Origin of the sequence: Thermomonospora echinospora (assembly GCF_900108175.1) — a bacterium.
In the GTDB taxonomy this organism is placed as follows: domain Bacteria; phylum Actinomycetota; class Actinomycetes; order Streptosporangiales; family Streptosporangiaceae; genus Thermomonospora; species Thermomonospora echinospora.
This window is the reverse complement of the sequence record NZ_FNVO01000004.1, coordinates 327222-352451: the sequence shown is the minus strand read 5'-3', so window position 1 is coordinate 352451 and position 25230 is coordinate 327222. Positions and strand designations below refer to the sequence as shown.

21 protein-coding genes and 1 pseudogene are annotated in these 25230 nt (G+C 72.8%); 11 read left to right on the top strand and 11 right to left on the bottom strand.

Annotated features, from left to right (window positions below):
* Nucleotides 1-70 precede the first annotated feature (70 nt).
* The 6 genes and pseudogenes from C4U03_RS11850 to C4U03_RS11825 form a co-directional block, all read right to left on the bottom strand.
* A complete protein-coding gene (locus C4U03_RS11850; protein ID WP_103937769.1) occupies nt 71-1582 on the bottom strand; it encodes an NADH-quinone oxidoreductase subunit N in 1512 nt (503 codons plus the stop codon).
* Between the two features lie 73 nt (nt 1583-1655).
* A complete protein-coding gene (locus tag C4U03_RS11845; protein ID WP_103937768.1) occupies nt 1656-3161 on the bottom strand; it encodes a complex I subunit 4 family protein in 1506 nt (501 codons plus the stop codon).
* Nucleotides 3158-5314: an NADH-quinone oxidoreductase subunit 5 family protein gene (locus tag C4U03_RS11840; RefSeq protein WP_103937767.1), complete on the bottom strand. Its 2157-nt coding sequence runs from the start codon at nt 5312-5314 to the stop codon at nt 3158-3160. Before C4U03_RS11840 ends, C4U03_RS11845 begins: the two co-directional genes overlap by 4 nt.
* Nucleotides 5315-5481: 167 nt before the next feature.
* Nucleotides 5482-5778: pseudogene (gene nuoK, locus C4U03_RS42810) on the bottom strand (NADH-quinone oxidoreductase subunit NuoK); the annotation flags it as partial.
* Nucleotides 5778-6575, bottom strand: coding sequence for an NADH-quinone oxidoreductase subunit J family protein (locus C4U03_RS11830; protein ID WP_103937766.1), 798 nt, complete (start codon nt 6573-6575; stop codon nt 5778-5780). The pseudogene nuoK and the gene C4U03_RS11830, both read right to left, overlap by 1 nt.
* Entirely contained in the window at nt 6572-7069 is a 498-nt protein-coding gene (locus C4U03_RS11825; RefSeq protein ID WP_103937765.1) for a NuoI/complex I 23 kDa subunit family protein, read from the bottom strand. The genes C4U03_RS11830 and C4U03_RS11825 overlap by 4 nt, the downstream gene beginning before the upstream one ends.
* A 382-nt stretch (nt 7070-7451) precedes the next feature.
* Here C4U03_RS11825 and C4U03_RS11815 point away from each other — a divergent pair, with 382 nt between their 5' ends.
* Complete coding sequence (locus tag C4U03_RS11815; RefSeq protein ID WP_146087343.1) at nt 7452-8090, top strand: ComEA family DNA-binding protein; 639 nt, start codon at nt 7452-7454, stop codon at nt 8088-8090.
* Nucleotides 8091-8112: 22 nt separating this feature from the next.
* On the opposite strand, the gene nuoH is transcribed toward C4U03_RS11815, so the two are convergent.
* The 4 genes from nuoH to C4U03_RS11795 all read right to left on the bottom strand — a co-directional run bounded on the left by nuoH (nt 8113) and on the right by C4U03_RS11795 (nt 11583).
* Nucleotides 8113-9081, bottom strand: a complete 969-nt coding sequence (gene nuoH / locus C4U03_RS11810; RefSeq protein ID WP_103937997.1) for an NADH-quinone oxidoreductase subunit NuoH — start codon at nt 9079-9081, stop codon at nt 8113-8115.
* On the bottom strand, nt 9074-9943 hold the full coding sequence (locus C4U03_RS41770) for an NADH-quinone oxidoreductase subunit C (RefSeq protein WP_235017789.1): 870 nt from the start codon (nt 9941-9943) through the stop codon (nt 9074-9076). The genes nuoH and C4U03_RS41770 overlap by 8 nt, the downstream gene beginning before the upstream one ends.
* On the bottom strand, nt 9940-11142 hold the full coding sequence (gene nuoB / locus C4U03_RS43130) for an NADH-quinone oxidoreductase subunit NuoB (protein ID WP_327372606.1): 1203 nt from the start codon (nt 11140-11142) through the stop codon (nt 9940-9942). The genes C4U03_RS41770 and nuoB overlap by 4 nt, the downstream gene beginning before the upstream one ends.
* A 69-nt stretch (nt 11143-11211) precedes the next feature.
* The gene (locus C4U03_RS11795) at nt 11212-11583 is read right to left on the bottom strand and encodes an NADH-quinone oxidoreductase subunit A (RefSeq protein WP_103937763.1); all 372 of its coding nucleotides are present in this window, start codon (nt 11581-11583) and stop codon (nt 11212-11214) included.
* A gap of 411 nt (nt 11584-11994) precedes the next feature.
* Here C4U03_RS11795 and C4U03_RS39880 point away from each other — a divergent pair, with 411 nt between their 5' ends.
* From C4U03_RS39880 to C4U03_RS42460, 7 genes are all read left to right on the top strand, one after another.
* Complete coding sequence (locus C4U03_RS39880) at nt 11995-13032, top strand: hypothetical protein (RefSeq protein ID WP_146087342.1); 1038 nt, start codon at nt 11995-11997, stop codon at nt 13030-13032.
* Nucleotides 13033-13291: 259 nt separating this feature from the next.
* Nucleotides 13292-14497, top strand: coding sequence for a hypothetical protein (locus C4U03_RS11785; RefSeq protein WP_103937762.1), 1206 nt, complete (start codon nt 13292-13294; stop codon nt 14495-14497).
* Between the two features lie 10 nt (nt 14498-14507).
* Nucleotides 14508-14678, top strand: a complete 171-nt coding sequence (locus tag C4U03_RS42940; protein ID WP_407701425.1) for a putative leader peptide — start codon at nt 14508-14510, stop codon at nt 14676-14678.
* Between the two features lie 335 nt (nt 14679-15013).
* On the top strand, nt 15014-16855 hold the full coding sequence (locus tag C4U03_RS11780) for a 2-oxoacid:acceptor oxidoreductase subunit alpha (protein WP_103937761.1): 1842 nt from the start codon (nt 15014-15016) through the stop codon (nt 16853-16855).
* The gene (locus C4U03_RS11775; RefSeq protein ID WP_103937760.1) at nt 16848-17915 is read left to right on the top strand and encodes a 2-oxoacid:ferredoxin oxidoreductase subunit beta; all 1068 of its coding nucleotides are present in this window, start codon (nt 16848-16850) and stop codon (nt 17913-17915) included. Before C4U03_RS11780 ends, C4U03_RS11775 begins: the two co-directional genes overlap by 8 nt.
* Before the next feature lie 146 nt (nt 17916-18061).
* Nucleotides 18062-19090, top strand: coding sequence for a SecDF P1 head subdomain-containing protein (locus C4U03_RS11770; protein WP_103937759.1), 1029 nt, complete (start codon nt 18062-18064; stop codon nt 19088-19090).
* Nucleotides 19091-19187: 97 nt separating this feature from the next.
* A complete protein-coding gene (locus C4U03_RS42460; protein WP_268817503.1) occupies nt 19188-19322 on the top strand; it encodes a hypothetical protein in 135 nt (44 codons plus the stop codon).
* A gap of 4 nt (nt 19323-19326) precedes the next feature.
* Here C4U03_RS42460 and C4U03_RS11765 read toward each other — a convergent pair whose 3' ends face one another.
* The gene (locus C4U03_RS11765; RefSeq protein ID WP_235017788.1) at nt 19327-20991 is read right to left on the bottom strand and encodes an MDR family MFS transporter; all 1665 of its coding nucleotides are present in this window, start codon (nt 20989-20991) and stop codon (nt 19327-19329) included.
* 74 nt (nt 20992-21065) lie between these two features.
* On the opposite strand from C4U03_RS11765, the gene C4U03_RS11760 reads away from it, so the two are divergent.
* From C4U03_RS11760 to C4U03_RS11750, 3 genes are all read left to right on the top strand, one after another.
* Entirely contained in the window at nt 21066-21689 is a 624-nt protein-coding gene (locus C4U03_RS11760) for a TetR/AcrR family transcriptional regulator (protein WP_103937758.1), read from the top strand.
* A gap of 167 nt (nt 21690-21856) precedes the next feature.
* Nucleotides 21857-24319 carry an alpha/beta fold hydrolase gene (locus C4U03_RS11755; protein WP_235017787.1) on the top strand — a complete coding sequence of 821 codons (2463 nt, stop codon included), beginning with the start codon at nt 21857-21859 and terminating at the stop codon, nt 24317-24319.
* Nucleotides 24319-25200 carry an ABC transporter permease gene (locus tag C4U03_RS11750; RefSeq protein ID WP_103937756.1) on the top strand — a complete coding sequence of 294 codons (882 nt, stop codon included), beginning with the start codon at nt 24319-24321 and terminating at the stop codon, nt 25198-25200. Before C4U03_RS11755 ends, C4U03_RS11750 begins: the two co-directional genes overlap by 1 nt.
* Nucleotides 25201-25230: the final 30 nt, after the last annotated feature.

Below are 25230 nucleotides of genomic sequence, written 5' to 3'. Positions count from 1 at the left end.
CGTCCCGGCAACACGGACATCCCGGCCGCGCGGACGTCCCGACGGCACGGACGCCCAGGCGGCGGGTGCCTCAGGTGATGGCGGCGGCCGCCTGCAGGACCAGTTGGGGGGCGACCGACAGCACCACGGCGCCGGCCGCCGCCGCGCCGATGGCCGCGCGGACCGCGGCCCCGCGGGGCATCCGCGGCGGCTCGGCGGCGCCGGAGGGCGCGGCGAACAGCCGGGCCGCCCAGGCCAGGTAGTAGTACAGCGCGATGACGGTGTTGACGGCCATGACGACGGCCAGCCAGGTCGCCCCGCCCGCCACGGTGGCCCGGAAGACGACGATCTTGGCGAACAGGCCCATCACCCCCGGCGGCAGTCCGGCCAGGCAGATCAGGAAGAAGGCCATGGCGGCGGCGGTCGCGGGGTTGCGCCGGGCCAGGCCGCGGTAGTCGTCCAGGGTGTCCCAGGACGGGGCCGGGCCCGCGGCGGGGGCTCCCGCACGGCGCCGGAACCCGATCACCACGGCGAACGCCCCGATGTTCATGACGCTGTAGATGGCGACGTAGGCGACGGTGGCCGCCACCGCCTCGGGCAGCCGTTCGTCCCCCACCGCCAGCGGGGCCAGCATGTAGCCGGACTGGGCGATGGACGACCAGGCCAGCAGCCGGATCGCCGAGCGCTGCCGCAGCGCCACCAGGTTGCCCAGCGTCATGGTGACCGCCGCCAGGACGCCCAGCACCGGCCCCCACACATGCCCGTAGGCGGGCAGCCCGAGGGCCACCACGATCGTCAGCCCGGCGAACCCGGCGGCCTTGGAGACCACCGACAGGAACGCCGTCACCGGCAGCGGCGCCCCCTGGTAGACGTCCGGGGCCCAGAAGTGGAACGGCACGGCCGCGACCTTGAAGGCGAAGCCCGCCAGCACCATCACCACGCCCACCGCCGCGACGGGCTCCAGGTCGCCGGGCACCCGCCCCAGCGCCGGGGCCACCCGGTCCAGGTGCATGGCGCCGGTCACCCCGTACAGCAGGCTGATCCCGAACAGCATCACCGCCGTGGAGATCACCGAGACCAGGAACAGCTTCAGCGCCGCCTCGGAGGCCACCCCGTCGTACCGCCGCAGCGCCACCAGCGCGAACACCGGCAGCGACAGCGTCTCCAGCGCCACCACCAGCAGCACCAGATCGCGGGCGGCCACCAGGGTCAGCGCCCCGGCGATCGCGGCCAGCAGCAGGAAGTGGAACTCCCCCGCCGGCAGCCGGGCGCCCGCCGCAGTGATCTCCTCCAGCGACAGCAGTACGACCACCAGCGCCGCCGCCAGCACCACGCCCTGGAAGATCAGCGTGAAGTCGTCGGTCACGTAGGAGCAGGACGGCGGCCCGTTCCCGCGCAGGTCTCCGGTCAGGCAGAACGTGGCGCGCCGGTCGCCGAGGGCCAGCGCTATCACGGTGACCAGCGCCGCCCCCACCGCGCCGAGCGAGACCAGTCCCAGCACCCGGCGGGACGCCCCGAAGGCGTCGGCCAGCAGCAGCGCGATCGCCGCCACCGCCACGATCAGCGGTGGCGCGATGGCCGCGTAGTCGATCGACTGGATCATCCGCGCCTCCCAGCGGGACCCACGCCACGGCGGCGGCCGAGCCCGGCGGTGGCGGAACCGGACGGTGCGGTCATCAGCCGCCTCCCAGCAGGGTCCGGACCGGGGCGGTGGTCAGGTCGAGCAGCAGCTTGGGCCACAGCCCCACCAGCAGCGTCAGGATCACCAGCGGTACCCAGGCGGCGTACTCGGACGAGGTGGGTGCCGGGAGCACCGCGTCACGGCGGTCCTCGGCCACCGGGCCGTGGGTGACCCTGGCCAGCAGCCGCAGGAAGTAGGCGGCGGTGAGCACCGCGCCCAGCGCGCCCACCGCCATGAACGTCACGAACGTCTCGCGCGGCAGCCCGCCGTCCGGCCGGTAGGCGCCCAGCAGCGCCAGCATCTCCCCCCAGAAGCCCGCCAGCCCCGGCAGCCCCAGGCTCGCCACGGACGCGAACGTCAGGAACGCCGCCAGCCGGGGGGCGCTGGTGAGCATCCCGCCGCCCAGGGCGGCCAGGTCGCCGGTGCCGTACCGCTCCTTGACGGCCCCGGCCAGGAAGAACAGCAGTCCCGTGATCAGGCCGTGCGCGATGTTGCCGAACAGCGCCGCGTTCACCCCGACCGGGGTCAGCGTCGCGATGCCCAGCAGCACGAAGCCCATGTGGCCGACCGAGGAGTAGGCGATCAGCCGCTTGAGGTCGCGCTGGGCGAGGCAGGCCAGCGCCCCGTACACGATCCCGATCACGGCCAGCAGCCCCAGCCACGGCGCCCACACCTGCGCGCCCTCGGGCGCCACCGGCAGCGCGATGCGGACGAACCCGTAGGTGCCCATCTTCAGCAGCACCCCGGCCAGCAGCACCGAGCCCACGGTCGGTGCCTCGGTGTGCGCGTCCGGCAGCCAGGTGTGCAGCGGCCACATCGGCACCTTGACCGCCAGGCCGAGGCCGATGAGCACGAACGCCGTGATCTGGACGCCGCGTGACAGCCCGCCGCCGTGCCGTTCGGCGAGCGCGACCATGTCGAGGGTCCCCGCGTTCACCGCCACCAGCAGCAGCCCGACCAGCAGCACGCCGGAGCCCAGCAGCGTGTAGAGGATGAACTTGTAGGCCGCGGCCCGTCGTCCCGCACCGCCCCACAGCGCGATCACCACGTACATGGGGATCAGCACGACCTCGAAGAACACGAAGAACAGCAGCAGGTCCAGCGCGAGGAACGTGCCGAGCATGCCGACTTCGAGGACCAGCACCAGCGCGGTCAGCAGCCGGGCCGGTCCCCCGCTCGGCGGATGCCGCACCATGTGAACGAAGCACAGGAACGTCAGCAGCGCGGTCAGCACCACCAGTGGCAGCGAGACCCCGTCGACGCCCAGATGGAAGCGCAGGTCGATCGCGGGCGCCCAGGCCCAGTCGACGCCCTGCTGCATCCGGTGCGGCTCGCCGTGGTCGAACACCGCCGCCGTCACCAGCGCCAGCAGCAGCGTGACACCGGACACGGCCACGCCGTAGCGGCGGACGGCGGCGTCCCCGGGCAGGAACCGCGCGCCCGGCAGGAGCAACAGCAACGCTCCGGCCAGCGGTACCGCCAACGTGACGAGCAGGATCACAGCAGCACCACCACTCCGAGCACGAGGAGCAGGACACCGGCGAGCAGGGCCGTCAGATAGGTCTGCGCGTTGCCCGTCTGCAGCCGGCGCAGCGTCCCGCCGGCCAGCCTCGACCAGCCTGCGGTGCTCACCACCGCCGCGTCGATGCCTCGCCGGTCGGCCGCGGCGACCATGTGTGCCAGCGCCTGTACGGGACGTACGACCAGCGCGGCGTAGACCTCATCCACATAGAACGCGCGGTCGAGGACCTTGCGCAGCGGTCCGAGACGGTCGGCGGGATCGAGCGCCGGATCCCGGTTCCACAGGACGTAGACGACCGCCACCCCGGCGGCGGCCCACAGCAGCGACAGCCCCACGGAGACCAGGTGCGGACGTAGTTCCTCGGCGCCCAGGCCGAAGAAGCCCAGCAGCGCGGTGGGCACCGCCAGCGCCGCCACCGGCCAGGTCATCAGCGTCGGCGCCTCGCGCGCCTCGAACGTCGTGCGCGGCTCGCCGAAGAACGTCATCAGCCAGGCGCGCATCGCGTACGCGGCGGTCACCCCGACCGTGACGAGCAGCGCGATGTAGATCAGCCAGGCCATGCCAGCGGGGAGATGCGCGAACGCCGCCGCGGGTTCGCCGGGACCGACCGGCTCGTAGGCGGCGAAGCCGCGGGCCTGCGGCTGCTCGCTGAGCATTCCGCCGTGCGCCGCCGCGTGCCGGGCGCCCTCGATGATGGAGTCCTTGCTGAAGAAGCCGCTGACCGGAGGAAGGCCGACCAGCGCCGCGTACCCGGCCGTCATCGACCAGAACGTGACCGGCATCGCCCGCCGCAGCCCGCCGTAGTGCCCCAGCAGGTTGGACCCGGCCACGAAGATCACCGATCCGGCGGCCAGGAACAGCAGCGCCTTGAACGCCCCGTGCGTCACCAGATGGAAGATCGCCGCGCTCTGGGCGCCCACCGCCAGCCCCGCCGCCATGTAGGCGAGCTGACTGATCGTGGAGTACGCCAGGACGCGCTTGAGGTCGTTCTGTGCCAGCGCCGCCAGCGCGGATCCCAGCATGGAGACCACGGCCATGGCGCCCAGCACGGTCAGCGCGGCCGAGGAGGACAGGAACACCGGGTAGAGGCGGGCCACCACATAGACGCCGGCCGCCACCATCGTCGCCGCGTGGATCAGCGCGCTGATGGGCGTCGGGCCGGCCATCGCGTCCGGCAGCCAGGTGTGCAGCGGGAACTGCGCGCTCTTGCCGGCCACCCCGGCGAGCAGCAACAGGGCGGCGGCGGTGACCGTGGCCTGCGGCATCTCCGGGATCCGCGCCAGCACCCCGCCGATGGAGAAGGTGCCCGCGCCGATCCCCAGGACGAAGATCCCGATCAGGAACCCGACGTCGCCGATCCGCGTCATCAGGAACGCTTTGACGGCCGCCCGCGAGTTGGCCCGCTCCTCCCAGTGGTGGCCGATCAGGAAGTACGAGCAGACCCCCATGACCTCCCAGCCGACGTACAGCACCAGCAGGTCGCCCGCGTACACCACCAGCAGCATGGCGGCGGTGAACAGCGAGATGAACGCCGTGTAGGACGAGTAGCGCGGGTCCTTGGCCATGTAGGCGACCGAGTAGACCTGCACGGCCAGCGCGACGCAGCAGACCATCAGCCCGACCAGCGCCGCCAGCCCGTCCACCCGCAGGCCGACCGCGATGTCGATCGTGCCGGTCGGGATGGACGTCAGCACGCCGGTACGGACTCCGGGCTCGCGCCAGACCACCACCGCCACGATCAGCGCCAGCACGGTCGAGACCGCCATCGGCAGGCAGGCGATCAGGGCGGGGCCGTTGTGGCGGAGCCCGCGCAGCGCCATGTCGCCGGCGACCTGCCGCCCGAGTTCGGCCGAACGGGGACCGCCGCCCGGGACGGGGGCGGTCTCCGGCCGGGCCACCGGCAGGGGCGTGGTCGGCGCTTCGGCGCTCACCTCGACGGGCGTCTCCTCGGGTGTTCCGGGAGGCGGCTGGGCGTCGGGAGTCCGCGGGCCGCCGGGGCTCCCCGGAGCGCCGGCGGACGCGGCGGGCAGCGGACGGGCGCCCAGCCGCCGGGACGCCCAAGGCCCCAGCAGCATCCCGGCGAAGGCCGCCGCGAACGGCAGCAGGATCGTGAGCGAGGCCAGAACGATCACGTGGCGTCCCCCTCGCGCGCCACCGCGCTCGCCCGCCGCCGCGCCGCCTCGTCCACCGACCCCGGCCCGCCCGCCGACTCTGACCCGCCCGTCGGCACTGGTCCATCTGCCAGGTCTCCGGGAACGGCAGGCGTACCGGACGCGCCGGGTGCGCCGGGCGGCTCGCCGAGGGTGCTCAGCCGGTCCACCTCCACCATCCGGCGGTTGCGGAAGATCAGCAGCACGATGGCCAGGCCCAGCCCGATCTCGGCGGCGGCGATCACGATCGTGAACAGGGTCAGCACCTGGCCGCCGTGCAGCCGGTCGCGCCACAGCACGTCGAAGGCCACCAGGTTCAGGTTGACCGCGTTGAGCATCAGCTCGACCGACATCAGCACCAGGATCGCGTTACGGCGGGCCAGCACCCCGTACACACCCACCGAGAACAGCAGCGCCGCCACGACGACGGGATAGACGGCATGCATCAGCCGCCGCCCTCCTCACGCCCCCGAGCACCGTCCGCCCCGCCCCGGGAGCCCTCGGCAGCACCGGCCTTGCCGTCGCCACCCTTGACGTCGGTCTCGGCGCCCGCGATCTCGGCACTGTGATCGACCTTGGCGCCACCGCCCTTGGAGCCGCCGCTCCCGGTGCGGCCGCCGGTGTCAGTACCGGCCCCGGTCTTAGCGCCGCCCACCCGGGCGCCGCCGTCCGGCGCGGGGCCGCCGGTCCGGGCGGGAATGTCCGTGCCGGGCTCGTCGTCCTCGGCGCCGATGTCGGTACGTGACAGCACGATGGCTCCGACCAGTGCGGCCAGCAGCAGCACCGACAGTACCTCGAACGGCAGCACCCAGGTGCGGAACAGGCTGCCGCCCAGCGGCTCGGCACCGCCGCCGCCCGCCTCCAGCCTGATCCGGGAGTCCCGGAAGCCCATCACCAGCACGGTGATCAGCACGGCGGCGGTGGCCACCGCGACGGCCAGCGCGGCCCAGCGGTTGCCGGAGTCCAGCGGGTCGTCCTCGCCGGAACGCGGCACCGGGCCGATCGGCGCCCGGGTCAGCATGATCCCGAACAGCAGCAGCACCACCACCGCGCCGACGTAGATCAGCACCTGCACCCAGGCCACGAACTCGGCGGTCAGCACCAGATAGCCGCCGGCCAGCGCACCGAACGAGACCACCAGCCACAGTGCCGCGTGGACCAGTTGCCGGGTGGTCACCACCATGACCGCCGAGCCCACCGCCACCACGCCCAGCAGGGTGAAGACGATCTCCTGTCCGGTCACGGCCCTCCGTTCCGTCCGGGACCCCGTCCGGCGGCCGGCCCCGCGCGCTGGGCCGCCCGCTCGGCGACCGTCACCTCCTTGGGCGTCTCGGCGGCCGGGTCGTGCGCCTGCGGCGGCGGCACCGTCCACATCCACTCGCGCAGCCGGTCCTTCTCATGGGTGAGCTCGGCGATGTCGTACTCGGCGTACTCGAACTCCGGCGACCAGAACAGCGCGTCGAACGGGCACACCTCGACGCAGATCCCGCAGTACATGCACAGCGCGAAGTCGATCGCGAACCGGTCCAGGACGTTGCGGGTGCGGGGACGGCCGCCGCCCTCGGCCGGCAGCGTCTCCTTGTGGGAGTCGATGTAGATGCACCAGTCGGGGCACTCGCGCGCGCACAGCATGCAGACCGTGCAGTTCTCCTCCAGCAGCGCGATCACCCCCCTGCTGCGGGGCGGCAGGTCGGGCTGCACCTCCGGGTACTGACGCGTGACGGACCGCCGCGTCATCGTCCGCAATGTGACGGCCAGCCCCTTGGCCAGTCCGCCTCCTGGTAGCCGTGCCACGGCCCCATGATTGCGTATGACGCCCCGGGAAGAAACGCCGCATCCCCCTACGCAACGCGACGACCATCCCCTCGACCCGGTGACTTCCGCCGTTCCGGTGCGAGGGAACGCGGCGCGTCGTCCAGTCGTCATACCGGGTGTGAAGTAAGAGGCAAGCGGCGCCTTAGGAGCCCTTATGGCGTGGCCGGGAAATCAGCCTCCCCCGAGGCCCCCTCATCAACCGCATCCCCCCTACCGGCCTCACCCGCCCCGGGGGGCGCGGCCGTATCCGCCGACACCGCCCGGGCCTCCGCTCCATCCGCTGCCGCCTCGTCCACTGCCGCCCATGCCGCCGGAGCCGCCGCGGTCCCAGGGCGTGCTGTGGGCGTTCACCCCGCTGATTACGTGTGGCTTCGCCACGCCGTTCACGTTCACGTACGCGGCGGTCAAGCGGCGGTCGGCGGGCCTGGCGGTGGCCTCGGCCGGTTACCTCGCCGGCTGGTCCGCGATGATCACGTTCATGGACGCGGGCTGGCCGCTGTCCGCGCTGGCCTCCATGCTGCTGATGATCCTGTGGATCGGCGGCTTCGCGCACGCACTGACCGTCCGGACCCGCGTCTACCCGCAGGCCGCTCCCCGGGACAAGGCCAACGAGTACGCCATCCATGTCGCCAAGTACCGGCGCACGTTGCGCGAGGAGGCGCGGACGCTGGCCGCCGAGGACCCCGCCCTGGCCCATGAGCTGGGAATCGGCCGTCCCGACGTGCCCCGCGCCTATGACGACGGTGGGCTGATCGACGTCAACCACGCGCCGCCGTTCGTGCTGGCCACGCTGCCCGGCATGACGTCGGAGCTGGTCGAGCGGATCGAGCGGATCCGTCGGGAGCAGGGCCCCTTCGTCTCGGTGGAGGAGCTGGCGATCAACGCCGACCTGCCGCCCGACCTGGTGACCCGCGTCGGCGAGTACGCCATCTTCCTGCCCTGACCCGCGGCGGCCTGAGATCCCGTCAGCCCTCGACGGCGACCTTGATGACGCCGGTGAGGGCGAGCTGGGCCAGGGCCAGCGGCACCAGCCAGGCCCAGGCCAGGCGCTGGAGCTGGTCCTCGCGCATCCGCGGGTAGCTGACCCGCAGCCAGATCACCACGAACGACAATGCGGCCACCTTCAGCAGCGTCCACAGCCAGCCGAGCTGGGTGTCGGCGAACGGGCCGTGCCAGCCGCCCAGGAACAGCACCGTGGTCAGCGCGCACAGCACCACGATCCCGGCGTACTCGGCCAGGATGAACAGCGCGAACCGCAGCCCGCCGTACTCGGTGTAGGGGCCGAAGATGATCTCCGAGTCGGCCACCGGCATGTCGAACGGGGGCCGCCGCAGCTCGGCCAGCCCGGCGACGAAGAACACCACCCCGCCGATCGCCTGCCAGGGCAGCCACCACCACTGCCACTCGTCCACGATCGTGGTCAGCGACAGGCTGCCGGCCGCCATCGCCACCGACGCCGCCGCGAACACCATCGGCAGTTCGTAGGACATCAGCTGGGCGGCCACCCGCATCCCACCCAGCAGCGAGTACTTGTTGGCGCTGGCCCAGCCCGCCATGATCGCGCCGATCACGCCGACGCCCATCACCGCCAGCGCGAAGAACAGCCCGAGTCCCAGGTCCAGCACCACCTGGCCGCCCGGCCCGACCGGCACCACGACCAGGACCACCAGGTAGGGCACCAGCGCGACCGCCGGGGCCAGCTTGAAGATCCGCCGGTCGGCGGCGCGCGGGACGACATCCTCCTTCTGCGCGAACTTCACCCCGTCGGCGACCAACTGGGCCCAGCCGTGGAACCCGCCGGCGTACATGGGCCCGAGCCGCCCCTGCATGTGCGCCATCACCTTGTGCTCGGCCTGCCCCACCAGCAGCGGCAGCACTGCGAACAAGGCGGCGAGCAGCGCCAGCTTGAGCGCCACCTCAAGGACCTCAGGCATCGCCACCCCCGTCGATCCCCCGCGGCCGCCGCCCCCGCCCGGCCTCACCGGACTCTTCGCTCCGTCCCGGCGACTCATCCGCACCAGCCGGCCCGCCACCTGCGGACGGCCCGCCCCCGCCGGACCCCTCACCCCGATCCGGCCGTTCGCCCCCGCCGCCCGTTTCCCCTCGGCCAGACGCTCCAGCCACATCCGACGACTCAGCACCGCGAACAGGCTCAGCACCGCCCGGCCGGGTTCCCCGACCTGGGCGTTCCGGACGAGGTGGGCGTTCCGGTCGGGACGGGCGGTCGGGGCGGGCCGAGGTGGTGGCCTGGGGGCCCCAGTCGTCGGGGACGCCCGGGGGGCGGACGCGGCGGCGGCTGGGGGCGCCGGTGCCGCTCTCGCCGGGTTCCTTGGCGCCTGGCCAAGGCTTGGCGACCCGCGCGGCCAGTACGAAGTCCTTGCGCAGCGGGTTGCCCTGGAAGCCGTCGGGCAGCAGCAGCGGCTTGAGGTCGGGGTGGCCGTCGAAGACGACGCCGAACATCTCGTACGTCTCGCGCTCGTGCCAGGCGGCGCCCCGGTAGACGCCGGTCGCGGTCGGCAGCAGCGGCCGCTCGCGCGCCACCAGGGTGCGGATCAGCAGGTGGTGGCGCTGCCGCAGGGAGTAGACGTGGACGACGACGCGGAACCCGTCGGCCTGCTCGTCCACCGCCGTCAGCCAGTCGAAGTAGTCGCAGTCCAGTTCCGTCCTGGCGAAGTCGAGCGCGGCCAGCCAGGACACCGCGGGGACGTCCACCACGGGCTGCCCGAAGCTGTCGGACAGGACGGCGTCCTCACCGAAGCGCTCCGCCCAGGCGGCGGCCGGTTCCCGCGCGTTCACCCGCGCCGCCGTTCTCCGCCGCGGCCCTCGTCCTCGCCGTCGGCATCGCTCTCGGCGTGGCCCGGGTCGTCGCCGAATCCGGGGATGAAGGACAGGTCGCTGGCGGGCCTGCCGACCGTGGGCAGTTCGGTCGTGGGAGCCTCCGCCTCGGACGTCTCACCACCGCCCGCGTGTCCGCCGGCGGTCCCTTCGGCCGGGTCGGGGGGCTGGACGATCGGCAGCCTTTCGGTCCGCTTCGCGTCCTCCGACGACACGGCTTCCTCTGGCGGGGCGACCGGCTGAGTGACTCCGGCCGCATCCTCAGCGGATTCGACCACCGGAACCGGCTCAGTGACTCCGACCGGCTCCTCAGCGGGCGCAACCGTCGGAACCGGCTGAGTCACCCCGGCCGTCTCGTCGGCGGGCTCAGCCACCGGGACCGGCTGGGTGGGTTGCTCCGCCTGTTCGGTGGGCGGGGGTGTCGGGGCGGTTTCGGTGGACTGCTCGGTCTCCGTAGACGGCTGGATCACCGGGACCCCCGCCGTGGGGACGTCCGCCTCGTCGAAGAAGGTGTCGAGGGGCGGCTGGTCGGTGTCCCAGTCGGCGGGGACGTCCCCGAAGTCCACGGGAGGCGGGGGCGGGGGCAGGATCGGCCGGCGTAGGACGGTGGCCTCCATCCGGCGGGCGGGCGGAGCGGGGGCCACCGGCTCGCCGGCCGGGCCGTACCGGTCGCCCAGCGACTCGCCGGCGATCTTCTCCTGGAGATGGATGATCCCCTGCAGCAGCGCCTCCGGGCGCGGCGGGCAGCCGGGCACGTAGACGTCCACCGGGATGATCTGGTCGACGCCCTTGGTCACGCAGTAGGAGTCCCAGTACGGGCCGCCGCAGTTGGAGCAGGCGCCGAACGAGATGACGTACTTGGGCTCGGGCATCTGCTCGTACAGCCGCCGGATCGCGGGCGCCATCTTGTCGGTCACCGTGCCCGACACCACCATCAGGTCGGCCTGGCGGGGGCCGGGCGCGAACGGGATCACGCCCAGTCTGATGAAGTCGTGCCTGCTCATCGAGGTGGCGATGAACTCGATCGCGCAGCAGGCCAGGCCGAAGTTGAACACCCACAGCGAGTAGCGCCGGCCCCAGTTGAGCACGAACTTGATCGGCTTGGGGGCCAGCCGCGACATCGGCCCGACGCCGGGGGGCGGCAGATCCACGGTGCTCACTACTGCATTCTTACAGCCCCGCCGCCGTCCCGCCGAAGCCGGACTTCACCGGGGGCGGGGCGGGCCCGCTCAGACCCAGGAGAGCACGCCCTTGCGGCCCGCGTAGACCAGGCCGGTGAACAGGAACCCCAGGAACACGAACATTTCGACCAGTGTCGTCGTCCCAAAGCCGGGGGCCGCGAACACCGTGGCCCACGGGAAGAGGAAGACGGCGTCGACGGCGAAGACCACGTACAGGTAGGCGAAGACGTAGTACCGCACGTACGACTGCGCCCAGCCCTCACCGACCGGGTCGACGCCACACTCGTAGGTGGTCAGTTTCTCCTCGGTGAGCCGGTGCGGACGCAGCAGCCGGTTGGCCGCCAGGCCCCCGCCGACGATGCCGCAGCCGAGCAGGAGGAGCACCACGACGACCAGGTACGAACCGAAGTAATCATCCATGGCCCACCTCCAGTCCGTCCGCGGCGCCCACGGACATCGCTCCCCATGCCTTCCGGGACGTCACGGTCAAGTATCGCCAATGGCGCGGAGCGGCGGGGGGCCTGCCTCCGTCCAAAGATGTATAGAGCAGAATGTCCGTCCTTTGCGCCACACTGAGGGTGCATTGCGGCAAGTCCGCCCTGGAAGGAACGCGCCTCGATGAGTAGCCCCCCGCCACCTCCCGGCTGGAATCCGCCTCCCGGCGGTCCCGCGTGGCCTCCGGCCGGGCCGCCCGGACCGCCCGGAAACACACCGCCGCCGTTCGTCCCGCCCGGCGGCACACCGCCGCCGTTCCCGCCGCCCGGGGGCACACCGCCGCCGTTCGGTCTGCCCGGACCGCCCCCGCCGCCGCGCCGGTCCAACGCCGGGGCGATGCTGGCCATCATCATCGGCGGCGGGCTCGTGGTGATCCTGATCATCGCCGCGGCGTTCTTCGTGCTGCTGGGCAACAACGACAAGTCCCCCACTGAACGGCTGGCCGCCGCCGCCCGTTCCCTGTCGTCGGCGCGCGCGCTGACCCTGAAGGGCACCTTCGGCACCGAGCGGATCGAGGGCGAGGTCAAGGTCACCGCCTCCGGCCGGGTCACCGGCCCGGTGACCTGGTCCGGCGACCGGGTGACCCTGCTGTCCACCGACGGCAACCTGTTCGTCAAGGCCGACCGGTCCTACTGGTCCAAGAACCTGACCACGACGGACGTCGACGACCTGCCCGGCAGCGGCGAGCACTGGGGCAAGGTGGAGCCCACCAAGCTGACCTTCGACTTCAAGCAGTACGCCACGCCCTCCGCGCTGGCCGCCAAGATGCGCTCGATCACCAAGTTCAGCGTGCGCTCCGACGTGGAGACCACCCTGCGGGGCCGCGACGTCATCAAGATCACCACGCTGAGCGGCACCTACTACCTGTCCGCCGACGACGACGAGCTGCTGCGGGTGGAGAGCATCAGCCCGGCCGTCAACGCCGACGTCACCGCGCAGACCGGGTCGGCCGCCAGTGCCACGGTGAACGAGCTGCGCACCCGGATCGGCGAGCTCAAGGACGCGTGGGACGCCACCAAGTCGCCGCGCCTACAGAAGATCGACGGCTGCAAGAACGAGAGCGCCGCGGGCTGCACCGTCCGCGTCCAGCTGTGGACCTCCGGCGCGTCCGGCGGCACCACGCAGGTCAACGTGTACGTGTGGATCACCGCGACCACCAAGACCGGGCGCAGGCTCGGCGACTGCACCGCCACCGCCACCACCACCGGCCTCACCTCGGTGTGGACCCAGTGCCGGGTGTCCGGTCCGCAGTGGCGGAGCTTCTACAACACCCAGAACACGACCCTGCGCTGGTGGATGCAGGGCATGCCGGTCGCCATCGGGGCCACCCAGAGCGAGATCCAGGCGATGCAGGCCGCCCTCGACCGGGAGTGAGCCGGGTGTGAGCCCGCAGTGAGCACGGCTACAGTGCCGGACGAGTCCGCCACACGCGAGCGGTTCGTCCGGCACTGTCGTGTCGGAGCGCCATGGGGTTTCCGGGCGGGCGGTCGGGCTGAGATCCTTGCTTGCCGGTCCCCGGGGCCGAGCGAGCCCCGGGCCGGTCGCGGTCCCGGCTCCGGCCCCGGTCGCCCGTGACCCCATCGCGGTGCCCCTGACGGGCTCCGACCAGCACGCAGCAGGAGGAACGTCGGCGGTGAGCTCTTCCCAACCGTGGCCGTCCGGGCAGCCGAGCCCTCCGACGCCCCAGCCCCCGCCCGCCGACGGCTCCTCGGCCCGGCGCCCGCGCGTCCCCAAGCCGGTCGTCGCGGGCCTGGCGGTCACGCTGCTGGTCGGCGCGGTGATCGCGCTCGGCGCGCTGTGGGGGGACGGCCCGGACGAGGGCGCACCGGCCGGGGCGCAAACCAGCAGCCGCCCGGCCGCCCCGCGCTGGACGGCCAAGGCCGCCGCACGGCTGGAGACCCTGCCCGCCCTGCGCTACACCGGCACGTTCACCTCCAGCGGGCGGCGCGTCCAGGCCAGGCTCTCGGTGACGCGGGCCGGCTCGGCGGTCGGCACGCTCACCTGGAACGGCCGGCAGGCACAGCTGGTGAGCGTGAACGGCACGACGTACCTGAAGGGCGGGCCGGTCTTCTGGGCGTCGGCGGCCGGCCCGACCGCCCGGCCTGAGGACTTCGCCGGGCGGTGGTCCAAGGCACCCGTCACGGTGCTCGGCTTCGACGTCAAAACGTTCCTGTCCCCGTCGTCGATCGCCGAAAAGGTGCACGACTCGGCGGCCGGGGACGCCCCCGGCCGGGTCGGGGGGCGCCCCGCGCACCGGGTCGAGACCCCGCTCGGCGTCTACTGGCTGTCAGCCGCCGAGCCGTACGAGCTGCTGCGCGTGGAGGGCGCGTCGGACGCCGGCTTCGACGTCGTGACGCTGCCGGACGCCGCCGGGGTGCTGACCGAGCTGCGCACGCGGGTGGCGGCCCTCGGCGGGGCCCGCGACCCGGGGGTGCGCTTCGAGCACGGCGAGCTGAAGTTCGTCAACTGCAACGAGAACGTCAGCGGCTGCACGGTGAGCCTGCCGGTCTCCACCCAGACGCCGGCCGTGGCGGACGGCTCGGCCGGGCCGGGCACGGGCGGCGGCACGTCCATGCGCGCCGTGCTGACGGCCACGATCAGCGCCGACGGTCGCGCGCTGGGCTCCTGTACGGCCGTCCAGCCGCTGGGACCCGCCCGGAAGGCGACGCTGAGCTGCACGGTCACCAGCGCGGGCTGGAAGGCGTGGATGCGGCGGGCGCGGGACGTGCCGGGGCGGCACGAGTACACCGCCCAGGCCCGGGTGGTGGCCGAGGCGGTCTCCCCGGGTCAGGTCGCCGACCTGCTGAGGAGCGTGGACCGGGAACGGGCGGGCTCCTGACGCCAGGGCGGTGGCCCGTACGGAAATCGGCGTAACTATAGTTCCGCCTGTGAACGCCAAGTCGCCAGGGTGGCCGGCCGCCTCCGCCGTTCCGTCCCTGGCACCTCTCGCACTTCTCGCGCTGGTCCGCCGGTTGCACGTGGACCTGTGCCGGTTGGCGAGCTGCCTGTGTCCCTCTTGAACCGCCTCAAGGGTGAACGCCGCGCATCGTCCGCGTCGTACACCTTGCATGGAGGCGCGCCCTAATCGCCCACCGGCCGCGGGCACCATGTCAACCACCGGTCGATGTGATACGTCCTGTGTCAGGGTCACGGCACCCAGGACGGGCTGTCGCATCACGGGTCGGACGCCATGGCGCAGACCGGTCGCACCGGGCGAGGGGCGGCCCATCGGCGCCCCATGTCCACCGGAATATCCACCACTGCCCGGACGTAACATGAAGGTAAGCCTAAGTAGCATCACGGTTCCGGACGCCTCCCCCGGTCCCGATGCTGCGCGTCGAGGAGGTCTTCCTCTGTGACCAAACAGGTCCAGCAGCTCGACCGCGTCATCATCCGCTTCGCCGGTGACTCCGGCGACGGCATGCAGTTGACCGGTGACCGCTTCACCCAGGAGACGGCGTCGTTCGGGAACGACCTGTCCACGCTGCCCAACTTCCCCGCCGAGATCCGCGCACCGGCGGGCACGCTGCCCGGGGTGTCCAGCTTCCAGCTGCACTTCGCCGACCACGACATCCTCACTCCGGGTGACGCGCCCAACGTGCTGGTGGCGATGAACCCGGCGGCGCTGAAGGCCAACATCGGCGACCTGCCCCGCGGCGGCGACCTGATCGTCAACACCGACGAGTTCACCAAGCGCAACCTGGCCAAGGTCGGCTACGCGACCAACCCGGTCGAGGACGGCTCGCTGGCGGAGTACCGGGTCCACGCGCTGCCGCTGACCTCCATGACGGTCGGCGCGCTGACGGACTTCGACATCTCCAAGAAGGACGCCGAGCGCGCCAAGAACATGTTCGCCCTCGGGCTGCTGTCGTGGTTGTACCACCGGCCCACCGAGGGGACGCTGGCGTTCCTGGAGCGCAAGTTCGCCCGCAAGCCCGACATCATGAAGGCCAACATCGCGGCCTTCCAGGCGGGCTGGAACTACGGCGAGACCACCGAGGCGTTCTCGGTGCAGTACGAGATCAAGCCGGCCGTCCAGCCGGCGGGCCTGTACCGCAACATCACCGGCAACGTCGCGCTGTCCTACGGGCTGGTGGCGGCGGGGGTGCGCAGCGGGCTGCCGGTGTTCCTGGGCTCGTACCCGATCACTCCGGCCTCCGACATCCTGCACGAGCTGTCCAAGCACAAGCGGTTCGGGGTGCGCACGTTCCAGGCCGAGGACGAGATCGCTGCGATCGGCGCGGCGCTGGGCGCCTCGTTCGGCGGGTCGCTGGGGGTGACCACCACCTCCGGGCCGGGCATCGCGCTCAAGAGCGAGACCATCGGGCTGGCGGTCTCCACCGAGCTGCCGCTGCTGGTCATCGACGTGCAGCGGGCCGGGCCGTCCACCGGCCTGCCGACCAAGACCGAGCAGGCCGACCTGCTGCAGGTGATGTACGGGCGCAACGGCGAGGCGCCGGTGCCGATCATCGCGCCGCAGTCCCCGTCGGACTGCTTCGACGCGGCGCTGGAGGCCGCCCGGATCGCGGTCAAGTACCGCACCCCCGTGGTGCTGCTGTCGGACGGTTACCTGGCCAACGGCTCGGAGCCGTGGCGGATCCCGGACGTGGACTCGCTGCCGACGATCGACCCCGATTTCGCCGCCCCCGGCCAGGAGGGCTTCCAGCCGTTCAAGCGCGACCCCGAGACGCTGGCCCGTCCCTGGGCCGTCCCGGGCACCGCCGGGCTGGAGCACCGGATCGGCGGTCTGGAGAAGGCCGACGGGTCCGGCAACATCTCCTACGACCCCACCAACCACGACACCATGACCCGGCTGCGCCAGGCCAAGATCGACGGCATCGCGAACGACATCGCGCCGCTGACGGTCGACGACCCGTCCGGCCAGGCCCGGGTGCTGGTGCTCGGCTGGGGCTGCACCTACGGCTCCATCGCCGCGGCGGTACGGCGGGTGCGCAGCGCCGGGGGGCACATCGCCCAGGCCCACCTGCGCCACCTCAACCCGTTCCCCGCCAACCTCGGCCAGGTGCTGCGCTCCTACGACAAGGTCGTGGTGCCGGAGATCAACCTCGGCCAGCTGGCCCTGCTGCTGCGCGGCAAGTACCTCGTCGACGTGATCGGCTACAACCGTATGCGCGGGCTGCCGTTCAAGGCCGAGGAGCTGGCCGGTGTGATCCAGGATGTGATCGACAGTGAGTGAACTCCACAACGGAAACGGCCACGGCGCGCTGTCGCTGGTGCCCAAGACCGACGTCCGGCAGACCGCCAAGGACTTCAAGACCGACCAGGAGGTGCGCTGGTGCCCCGGCTGCGGGGACTACGCGATCCTGGCCGCCGTCCAGTCCTTCCTGCCCGAGCTGGGGCTGCGCCGGGAGAACATCTGCTTCGTCTCCGGCATCGGCTGCTCCTCGCGGTTCCCGTACTACATGAACACCTACGGGTTCCACTCGATCCACGGCCGCGCCCCGGCCATCGCGACCGGGCTGGCCGCCTCCCGGCCGGACCTGTCGGTGTGGGTGGTGACCGGTGACGGGGACGCGCTGTCGATCGGCGGCAATCACCTGATCCACGCGCTGCGCCGCAACATCAACCTGAAGATCCTGCTGTTCAACAACCGGATCTACGGGCTGACCAAGGGCCAGTACTCGCCCACCTCCGAGGTCGGCAAGATCACCAAGTCGACCCCGATGGGCTCGCTGGACGCCCCGTTCAACCCCATCTCGCTGGCGATCGGCGCCGAGGGCACCTTCGTGGCCCGCACCATCGACTCCGACCGCAAGCACCTGCAGTCGGTGCTGCGGGCGGCGGCCCAGCACAACGGCACCGCGCTGGTGGAGATCTACCAGAACTGCAACATCTTCAACGACGGTGCGTTCGACCCGCTCAAGGACCCCGAGGTCCGCGACGACGTCACGATCCGGCTGGAGCACGGGCAGCCGATCGTGTTCGGCGCCGACGGGGGCAAGGCGCTGCGCCGCTCGGGCTTCGGCGCCTTCGAGGTGGTGAACGTGGCGGACGTGGACCCCTCGGAGATCGTGGTGCACGACGCCCACCACCCGGACCCGTCCCTGGCGTTCGCGCTGTCCCGGCTGGACTCCCCGGCGTTCGAGCACACCCCGATCGGGATCTTCCGGCAGGTGGAGCGCCCGTCCTACGACGAGCAGATGCGGGCGCAGCTCGACGAGGCGGTCACCGGGCAGGGCCCGGGCGACCTGGCCGCCCTGCTGGCCAGCGGCGACACCTGGCGCATCGACGGCTGAGCGCCGTCCGGCACGGGGCCCCGGCCTCCCTTCGGGGAGGCCGGGGCCCTTCCGTTTCCGGCCATACGATCTTGCGGAGACCCGGACGGTGGCGGTATCCCAGAGGGCACTGCCAGACTTGGGCCACGCCCAGCGGGGAGGTGGGGATGCGAGTCGTACCGCGCCGCGGCAAACGACGTGCCGACACTCCGGCGAAGGACGCCAAGGGCCGTCCTTCCGCCGCCGACCGGCCGCCCGTCCCGCCGCCGCCGGACTCCCCGGAAGCCTCCGAGAACGCTCCCGGCTCCCCGAAAGCCTCCGGCAAGGGTCCCGGCTCCCCTGAGGTCGCCGGTAAGGGTTCCGGCGTCTCCGGCAAGGGTTCCGGCTCTCGGAACGTCCCCGAGAAGGCTCCCGACTCCCCGAGCGCCTCCGGCAAGGGTCTCGACTCCCCGGGCGCCTCCGGCAAGGGTCCCGGCTCCCCGGGCGCCTCCGGCAGGGGTCCCGGCGCTCCGGGCACCTCCGGCAAGGAGTCCGACTCCCCGGACGCCACCGGCAAGGGTTCCGGTGGGGACACCGCGACCCGTCCGCTCGACCGTCGTGCGGCCGAGCGGGCGCGCCGGGCGGACGCCCTGCGCCGCGTTCAGGAGCAGCGCCGGGCCCGCGCCGGACGGGGTCGCCACAAGGCGGCCCGGTCGCGGCCGGCACTGCTCGCGCTGGTCATCACGCTGGGAGTGCTGATCGCGGCGGTCGCGGTGACCGGGACGCTGATCGCCACCTCGCGGGAGGAGAAGCCGATGCCGCTGGCCGCCCCGCTGCACGTCTACCCGGTCACCCAGGTGGTGTCCGGGGCGTGCCCGGCCGGCACCCAGGGCATCACCGGCCAGACCGTCTCCGGCCCGGCCTGCTACCAGCTCAGCAGCGGCATCGCGATCCGGCGGGTCACCGAGCTGCGGGTGCAGCAGGGGCAGGCCGCCGGCACCCACGACGTCGCGATCAGCCTGTCGGGGACCGACCGGCAGGCGTTCGCCGGCATCACCCGGCAGACGGTGGGCCGGACGGTGGCGTTCGTGGTGCGCGACCAGTTGGTGACCGCGCCGCGGGTGGACATGCCGATCACCGACGGCAAGGTGGTCGTCACCGGACGCTTCACCAAAAGCGACGCCGACCGTCTGGTCCGCACCCTCAAAGGCTCCTGATGGCCGCGCCCCCGCCCGGGTTCGCAGGAGCGCCGGGCTTCGGGCCGTATCCGCCGACGGCGCCGCCCCAGGGACCCCGCAGCGGCTGCTGGCGATCGTGGTCGGCGGCCAGGTCCTGTCCGCCCCGGAGGTGCAGCAGGCGCTGACCACCGGGGACGTCCAGATCAGCAGCCCCGCCGGCTCTCGGCGGCAGACCGAGGACATGGTCCGGCGGATCCTCGGATCGAACTGACCGGCTACGGGACCGCCGTGGGGTCCTGACGGGGCCCGGCGGGCCCGGCGGCCTCGGCAGCCTCGGCAGCCTTGACGGCCTCGGTGTCCTCGGTGGCCTTGGGAACGGGGACGGCCTCGGCGGGCTCGGGAACGGGGACGGCCGAGGTGCGCAGCGGCAGTTCCCGGAGCGCGAGGGCGCCCGCCAGGGCCACCAGCGCCAACGGTACGCAGACCAGGAAGGCGGTCTGCAGCGCGTCGGTGAACGACTCCAGCAGCAGGCCCTGGAAGGGCTCGGGCAGGTCGTGGATCTCCTCGGGGGTGCCCAGCTCGCTGCCCGCCCCGTTCGGCACCGGCAGATGGGCGGCCCGCAGCCGTTCGGTGAGCTCGGTGGCGAGCCTGCTGGTGAGGACGGCGCCCAGCGCGGCCACCCCGACCGCGCCGCCCAGGCTGCGGAAGAACGACACACCCGAGGTCGCGGCGGCCATGTCGGCGTGCGGCACGGCGTTCTGCGTGGCCAGGACCAGGATCTGCATGCTCATGCCCAGGCCGACGCCGATGACCGCGCAGTCGACGCCGATCAGCACCAGCGGAGAGTCCACGTGCAGCCGCGACAGCAGGAACATCCCCAGGGTCAGCAGCGCCAGCCCGGCCACCGGGTACGCCTTCCACCGCCCGGTCCGGGTGATGAACTGCCCACACAGGGTGGAGGCCAGCATCTGACCGATCACCAGGGGCAGCGTCATCAGCCCGGAGGCGGTCGGGCTCATCCCCCGCACCAGCTGGAGATACTGCGGCAGGAAGATCAGCGCGCCAAACATGACCACGCCCACCAGCAGCAGGGACGCCGCGCTGAGCACAAAGGTCCGGTCGCCGAACAGCCGGGGCGGCAGGATCGGCGCGGCGGCCCGCCGCTCGGCCACCACCGCCAGGACCAGCAGCAGCACGCCCAGCGCGACCAGTCCGTAGGTCCACGGGGAGTGCCAGGCGAACTCCTTGCCGCCCAGCGACAGCAGCAGCATGATCGCCGTGGCCCCGCCGGTGATGGTCACCGCCCCGAACCAGTCGATCTTCGGTCGGGGTGCGTTCCGGCCGGGCCGCGGCAGCCTCAGCACCTTCCAGATGATGAGGGAGGCCACCACGGCCAGCGGCACCGAGACGAAGAAGCACCAGCGCCAGCCCAGCCCGGGGGTGTCCACCAGGAAGCCGCCGACCAGTGGGCCGGCCACCATGGACACGCCGTAGGCGGCGCCCAGGTAGCCGGAGTACCGGCCGCGCTCGCGGGGCGGCACCACGTCGCCGAGGATGATCTGGGTGAGCGACAGCACCCCGCCGGCGCCCAGCCCCTGCACCGCACGGGCCGCGATGAGCCCGCCGATGTCCTGGGAGAACCCGGCCGCGAGCGAGGAGACCGCGAACAGCACCACGGCGGCCTGGAACATCGCCTTGCGGCCGAAGAGGTCCGACAGCCTGCCCCACAACGGGGTGGCGACGGTCATGGTCAGCAGCGGGGCGCTGGCCACCCAGGCCAACTGCTCCTGGCCGCCGAGTTCGCCGATGATGGTGGGCAGCGCGGTGGCGATCACCGAGGTGGAGATCATCGCGGTGAGCATGGCCATGATCAGCCCGCTCAGGATCTCCAGCACCTGCCGATGGGTGTACCCCGTGCCCGCCGCCCCGCTCCGCGCCACTCCGCCCCCTGATGACCGTTATATACACGAGTATGTATACGCGCGTTTACATGTCAAGGCGCGATACTGGCACGATGCGACTGGAGCAGACGTCCGGCCGTCCCGCCGAACGGCCCAAGCGCGACCGTGCGGCGACCCGGCGGCGGCTGCTGGAGGCGGCCCGCGACCTGTTCTCCGAGCACGGCTACGACCAGGTGACGGTACGGATGATCGCCGGCCGGGCCGGCGCCAACGTCGCGCTGGTCAACCGGTACTTCGGGTCCAAGTCCGCGTTGTTCGGCGAGGTGCTGGCCAGCGAGTCGGTGCTGCCGCACGTCCTGGAGGGCGGTACGGCCGACCTCCCCCGGCGGCTGGCCGAGCACGTCATGCGGCAGACCCACCCGGCCTCGGCCAGCCCGGTGTCGTCCATCCTGGACCGCTCGCAGGGCAACCCGGAGATCCAGCCGATCATCCGCCGCCATCTGGAACGGGTCCTGATCGACCCGCTGACCGGCCTGCTGGACGGCCCCGACGCGCGCCTGCGGGCCACCGCCGCGGCGTTCGTCCTGCTGGGCAGCGGCTCGGTACGGCGCGTCCTCGGGCTCGCCGACCTGCACGAGGCCGACCCCGCCGAGCTCACCGACCGCCTGATCACCATGTTCGAGGCCGCCCTGGCGCCTCGACCACTCCCCACGAGCCCCGAAGGCGAAGGCCTCTGACCGGGCGTTCCCGGGACAGGCCGTCCGGGAAGCCGCCGTTTCACCGGGCGCGAGACGGAACGGCTCACAGTTGGAGAGGCGGGACATCTCGCGCCCGTAGAGTCGGGAGCATGGAAATCGGGGGTGCGCTCCGGCGTCGTGGAGCGGCTTTCAGGAGGCTGGGCGGGGTGCCGAGACGGTGGGCGATCACCGCGGCGGCCGGGGTGCTGGCCGTGGGCGGGGGCTTGGTGTGGGCGGCGGCCGACGACGCCCCGCCCGTGCGGGTCGAGCACCACCGCATCCAGGTCGTGGACGGCCCGGACGACGACCAGCGGGTCACCCTGGACGCCTCGTTCTTCCCCCCGGTCGGGCACCGCAGCGCGCCCGCGGTGATGCTGGCGCACGGCTTCGGCGGCTCCAAGGACGACACCCGGGCCGAGGCCGAGGAACTCGCCCGCGCCGGGTACGCCGTGCTGACCTGGTCGGCGCGGGGCTTCGGCCGTTCCACCGGCGAGATCGCCCTCGACTCCCCCGACTACGAGGTCAAGGACACCCGGCAGCTGATCGACTGGCTGGCCCGCCGTCCCGAGGTGCAGCGCGACCCGGGCGCCGCCGACCCGAGGGTGGGGATCGCGGGCGAGTCCTACGGCGGCGCGATCGCGCTGCTGACCGCCGCCCACGACCCCAGGGTGGACGCCATCGCCCCGCAGCAGACCTGGAACGACCTGGCCGCGGTGCTGTTCCCCAACGCCACTGGGGCGCAGCCGCGGACCGGGGTGTTCAAGAAGCTGTGGGCCGGGATCTTCTTCACCGCCGGAAGCCCCGACAACGGCCCCGGCCCGGCGCCGTCCACAGCCTGTGGACGGTTCCTGCCGTCGCTGTGCGAGATGTACCAGGAGGTCGCCGAGACCGGCCGGCCCACCGACGAGGCCGTGCGGGTCCTGCGCCGCTCCAGCCCCGCCGCGTACGCGGACCGCATCAAGGCGCCCACGCTGCTCGTGCAGGGGCAGACCGACTCGCTGTTCCCGCTCGACCAGGCGGACGCCGGCGCCCGCGCGATCGCCCGCAACGGCGTCCCGGTGTCGGTCGCCTGGATCCAGGGCGGCCACGACGGCGGCGACCAGGAGACCGGCCGGGTCCGCGGCCTGGTGCGCGACTGGTTCGACCGCCATCTGCGCAGGAACGGGCAGGCCGCGCCGCCGGCCTTCGCGGTGTCACGGACGGGCGGCATCGACTCCTCGACGCAGGAGGTCGTCATCCAGGCGGCCACCGCGTCCACCTATCCGGGGCTGCGGGCGAACGTACGGGACGTTCCGCTCGCCGGGCGGGAGCAGACGGTCTTCAACCCGGCCGGCGGCACCCCCGCCTCGGTCTCGGCGCTGCCCGGCCTGGGCGCGCTCGGCGCCCTCGACGGGCTGGGCGCGGGCGGCATGCTGCCGTCCGACATCCCCGGCCAGGCGGCGACCTTCGACTCCCGGCCCCTGGACCGGCCGCTGCACCTCACCGGGGCGCCCACCGTCCGGATCCGGGTGTCCGGTGACGAGGACGCCGCCCTGTTCGCCAAGCTGTACGACGTCGCACCCGACGGCCGAGCGGCCCCGGCGCGACGCCTGGCCGCCCCGCTGCGCGTCGAGAAGAGCGGCGAGGTCACGGTGACGCTGCCGCCGATGGACTACCGCTTCGACCGGGGCCACCGGCTGCGGCTGGTGCTGAGCACGACCGACATGGGCTTCGCCACCTCGCCCAAGCCCGCCGCCCACAAGGTCGCGGTCGTCTCCGGGCTGAGCGTGCCCACCGTTCCGGCGCTGCACACGCCGGGCGCGCCGCTGCCCGGCTGGGTGTGGGGACTGCCGCTGGCGGCACTGGCGCTGGCCGCCGGGCTCCTGGTGCAGGGGCGCCGCCCGCGCCGCGACTCCCCCGACCCGGCGCTGGCCGACGTACCGCTGCAGATCACCGGGCTGACCAAGAGGTACCGCAACGGCCACCTGGCCGTGGACGACCTGTCGCTGCGCGTCGAACAGGGGCAGGTGCTCGGCCTGCTCGGCCCGAACGGGGCGGGCAAGACCACCACGCTGCGAATGCTGATGGGCCTCATCCATCCGGACGCCGGCGAGATCCGCATCTTCGGGCACCGGGTGCGGCCGGGCGCGCCCGTGCTGGCGCGGCTGGGCTCGTTCGTGGAGGGGCCGGGCTTCCTGCCGCACCTGTCCGGCCGCGACAACCTGGACCTGTACTGGCGGGCGACCGGCCGCCCGGCCGCCGACGCCCATCTGGACGAGGCGCTGGCCATCGCCGACCTCGGCGCCGCGCTGGAGCGCCCGGTGCGCACGTACTCGCAGGGCATGCGGCAGCGGCTGGCCATCGCGCAGGCCATGCTCGGCCTGCCCGACCTGCTGGTGCTGGACGAGCCGACCAACGGGCTGGACCCGCCGCAGATCCGCGAGATGCGCGACGTGCTGGTGCGGTACGCGGCCACCGGGCGCACCGTCATCGTCTCCAGCCACCTGCTCGCCGAGGTGGAGCAGACCTGCACGCACGCGGTGGTGATGTCGCGCGGGCGGCGGGTGGCCGCCGGGCCGGTGGCCGAGATCGTCGGCACCCGGCAGCGGCTGGAGGACGCGTTCCTGGAGATCATCGGAGAGGGCACCTGATGGGCACGAGGACCCGGCTGAACGGGGACGGCCCCGCCACCGCCGCCCGGCGGGAGACGGTCCCCACGGTGCGCCGCACGCTGCCGCTGCGGGTGGAGGCGGTCCGGCAGTTGCGACGGCGGCGGACCCTGGTGGCCTTCGCGATCCTGCTGGTGCTGCCCTGGGTGCTGGTGGCCGCCTTCCAGATCGGCGGCGACCCGGGCCGGGAGGCGCCCGGCCTGGTGACCGTGGCGACCGCGAGCGCCATGAACTTCGCGCTGTTCGCGCTGTTCGTGTCGGCGGGGTTCCTGCTGGTGGTGGCGGTGGCGCTGTTCTGCGGCGACACGGTGGCCGCCGAGGCGGGGTGGTCGTCGCTGCGCTATCTGCTGGCCGCCCCGGTGCCGCGCGCCCGGCTGCTGCGGCAGAAGCTGGTCGTGGCGCTGGGGTACGCGGCCCTGGCGGTGTTCAGCCTGCCGGCGATGTCGCTGCTGGCGGGCACGGTGGCGTTCGGCTGGGGGGCCGTGGAACTGCCCACCGGCGGCACCGTCCCGGCCGGCACCGCGCTGGGCCGGATGGCGGTCATCGTCGGTTACGCGCTGGTCTCCCAGCTGGTGGTGGCCGCGCTGGCGTTCCTGCTGTCGGTCACCACCGACTCCCCGCTGGGCGCGGTGGGCGGGGCGGTGGGGCTGGTGATCGTCAGCAACATCCTGGACGCCGTCACCGCCCTGGGGGGCGTGCGCGACTTCCTGCCCACCCACTGGTCATACTCCTGGATGGACGCGCTGCAGCCCCAGATCCAGTGGACGGGGATGGCCAAGGGCACCGCGATCTCGGTCGCCTACTCGGTGGTACTGCTGGCGCTGGCCTTCCGCCGCTTCCGCGGTAAGGACGTGGTCTCCTGACCACAGCCGGACACGCCGTCCTCACCTGCG

Coding starts and splice junctions, on each gene's coding strand:
- C4U03_RS11815 (WP_146087343.1), top strand. CDS start 7,452: ATGCCGCCGGAGCCGCCGCGGTCCCAGGGCGTGCTGTGGGCGTTCACC.
- C4U03_RS11760 (WP_103937758.1), top strand. CDS start 21,066: ATGCGACTGGAGCAGACGTCCGGCCGTCCCGCCGAACGGCCCAAGCGC.
- C4U03_RS11795 (WP_103937763.1), bottom strand. CDS start 11,583: ATGGATGATTACTTCGGTTCGTACCTGGTCGTCGTGGTGCTCCTCCTG.
- C4U03_RS11770 (WP_103937759.1), top strand. CDS start 18,062: ATGCGAGTCGTACCGCGCCGCGGCAAACGACGTGCCGACACTCCGGCG.
- nuoH (WP_103937997.1), bottom strand. CDS start 9,081: ATGCCTGAGGTCCTTGAGGTGGCGCTCAAGCTGGCGCTGCTCGCCGCC.
- C4U03_RS11750 (WP_103937756.1), top strand. CDS start 24,319: ATGGGCACGAGGACCCGGCTGAACGGGGACGGCCCCGCCACCGCCGCC.
- C4U03_RS11850 (WP_103937769.1), bottom strand. CDS start 1,582: ATGATCCAGTCGATCGACTACGCGGCCATCGCGCCACCGCTGATCGTG.
- C4U03_RS39880 (WP_146087342.1), top strand. CDS start 11,995: ATGCTGGCCATCATCATCGGCGGCGGGCTCGTGGTGATCCTGATCATC.
- C4U03_RS11825 (WP_103937765.1), bottom strand. CDS start 7,069: ATGACGCGGCGGTCCGTCACGCGTCAGTACCCGGAGGTGCAGCCCGAC.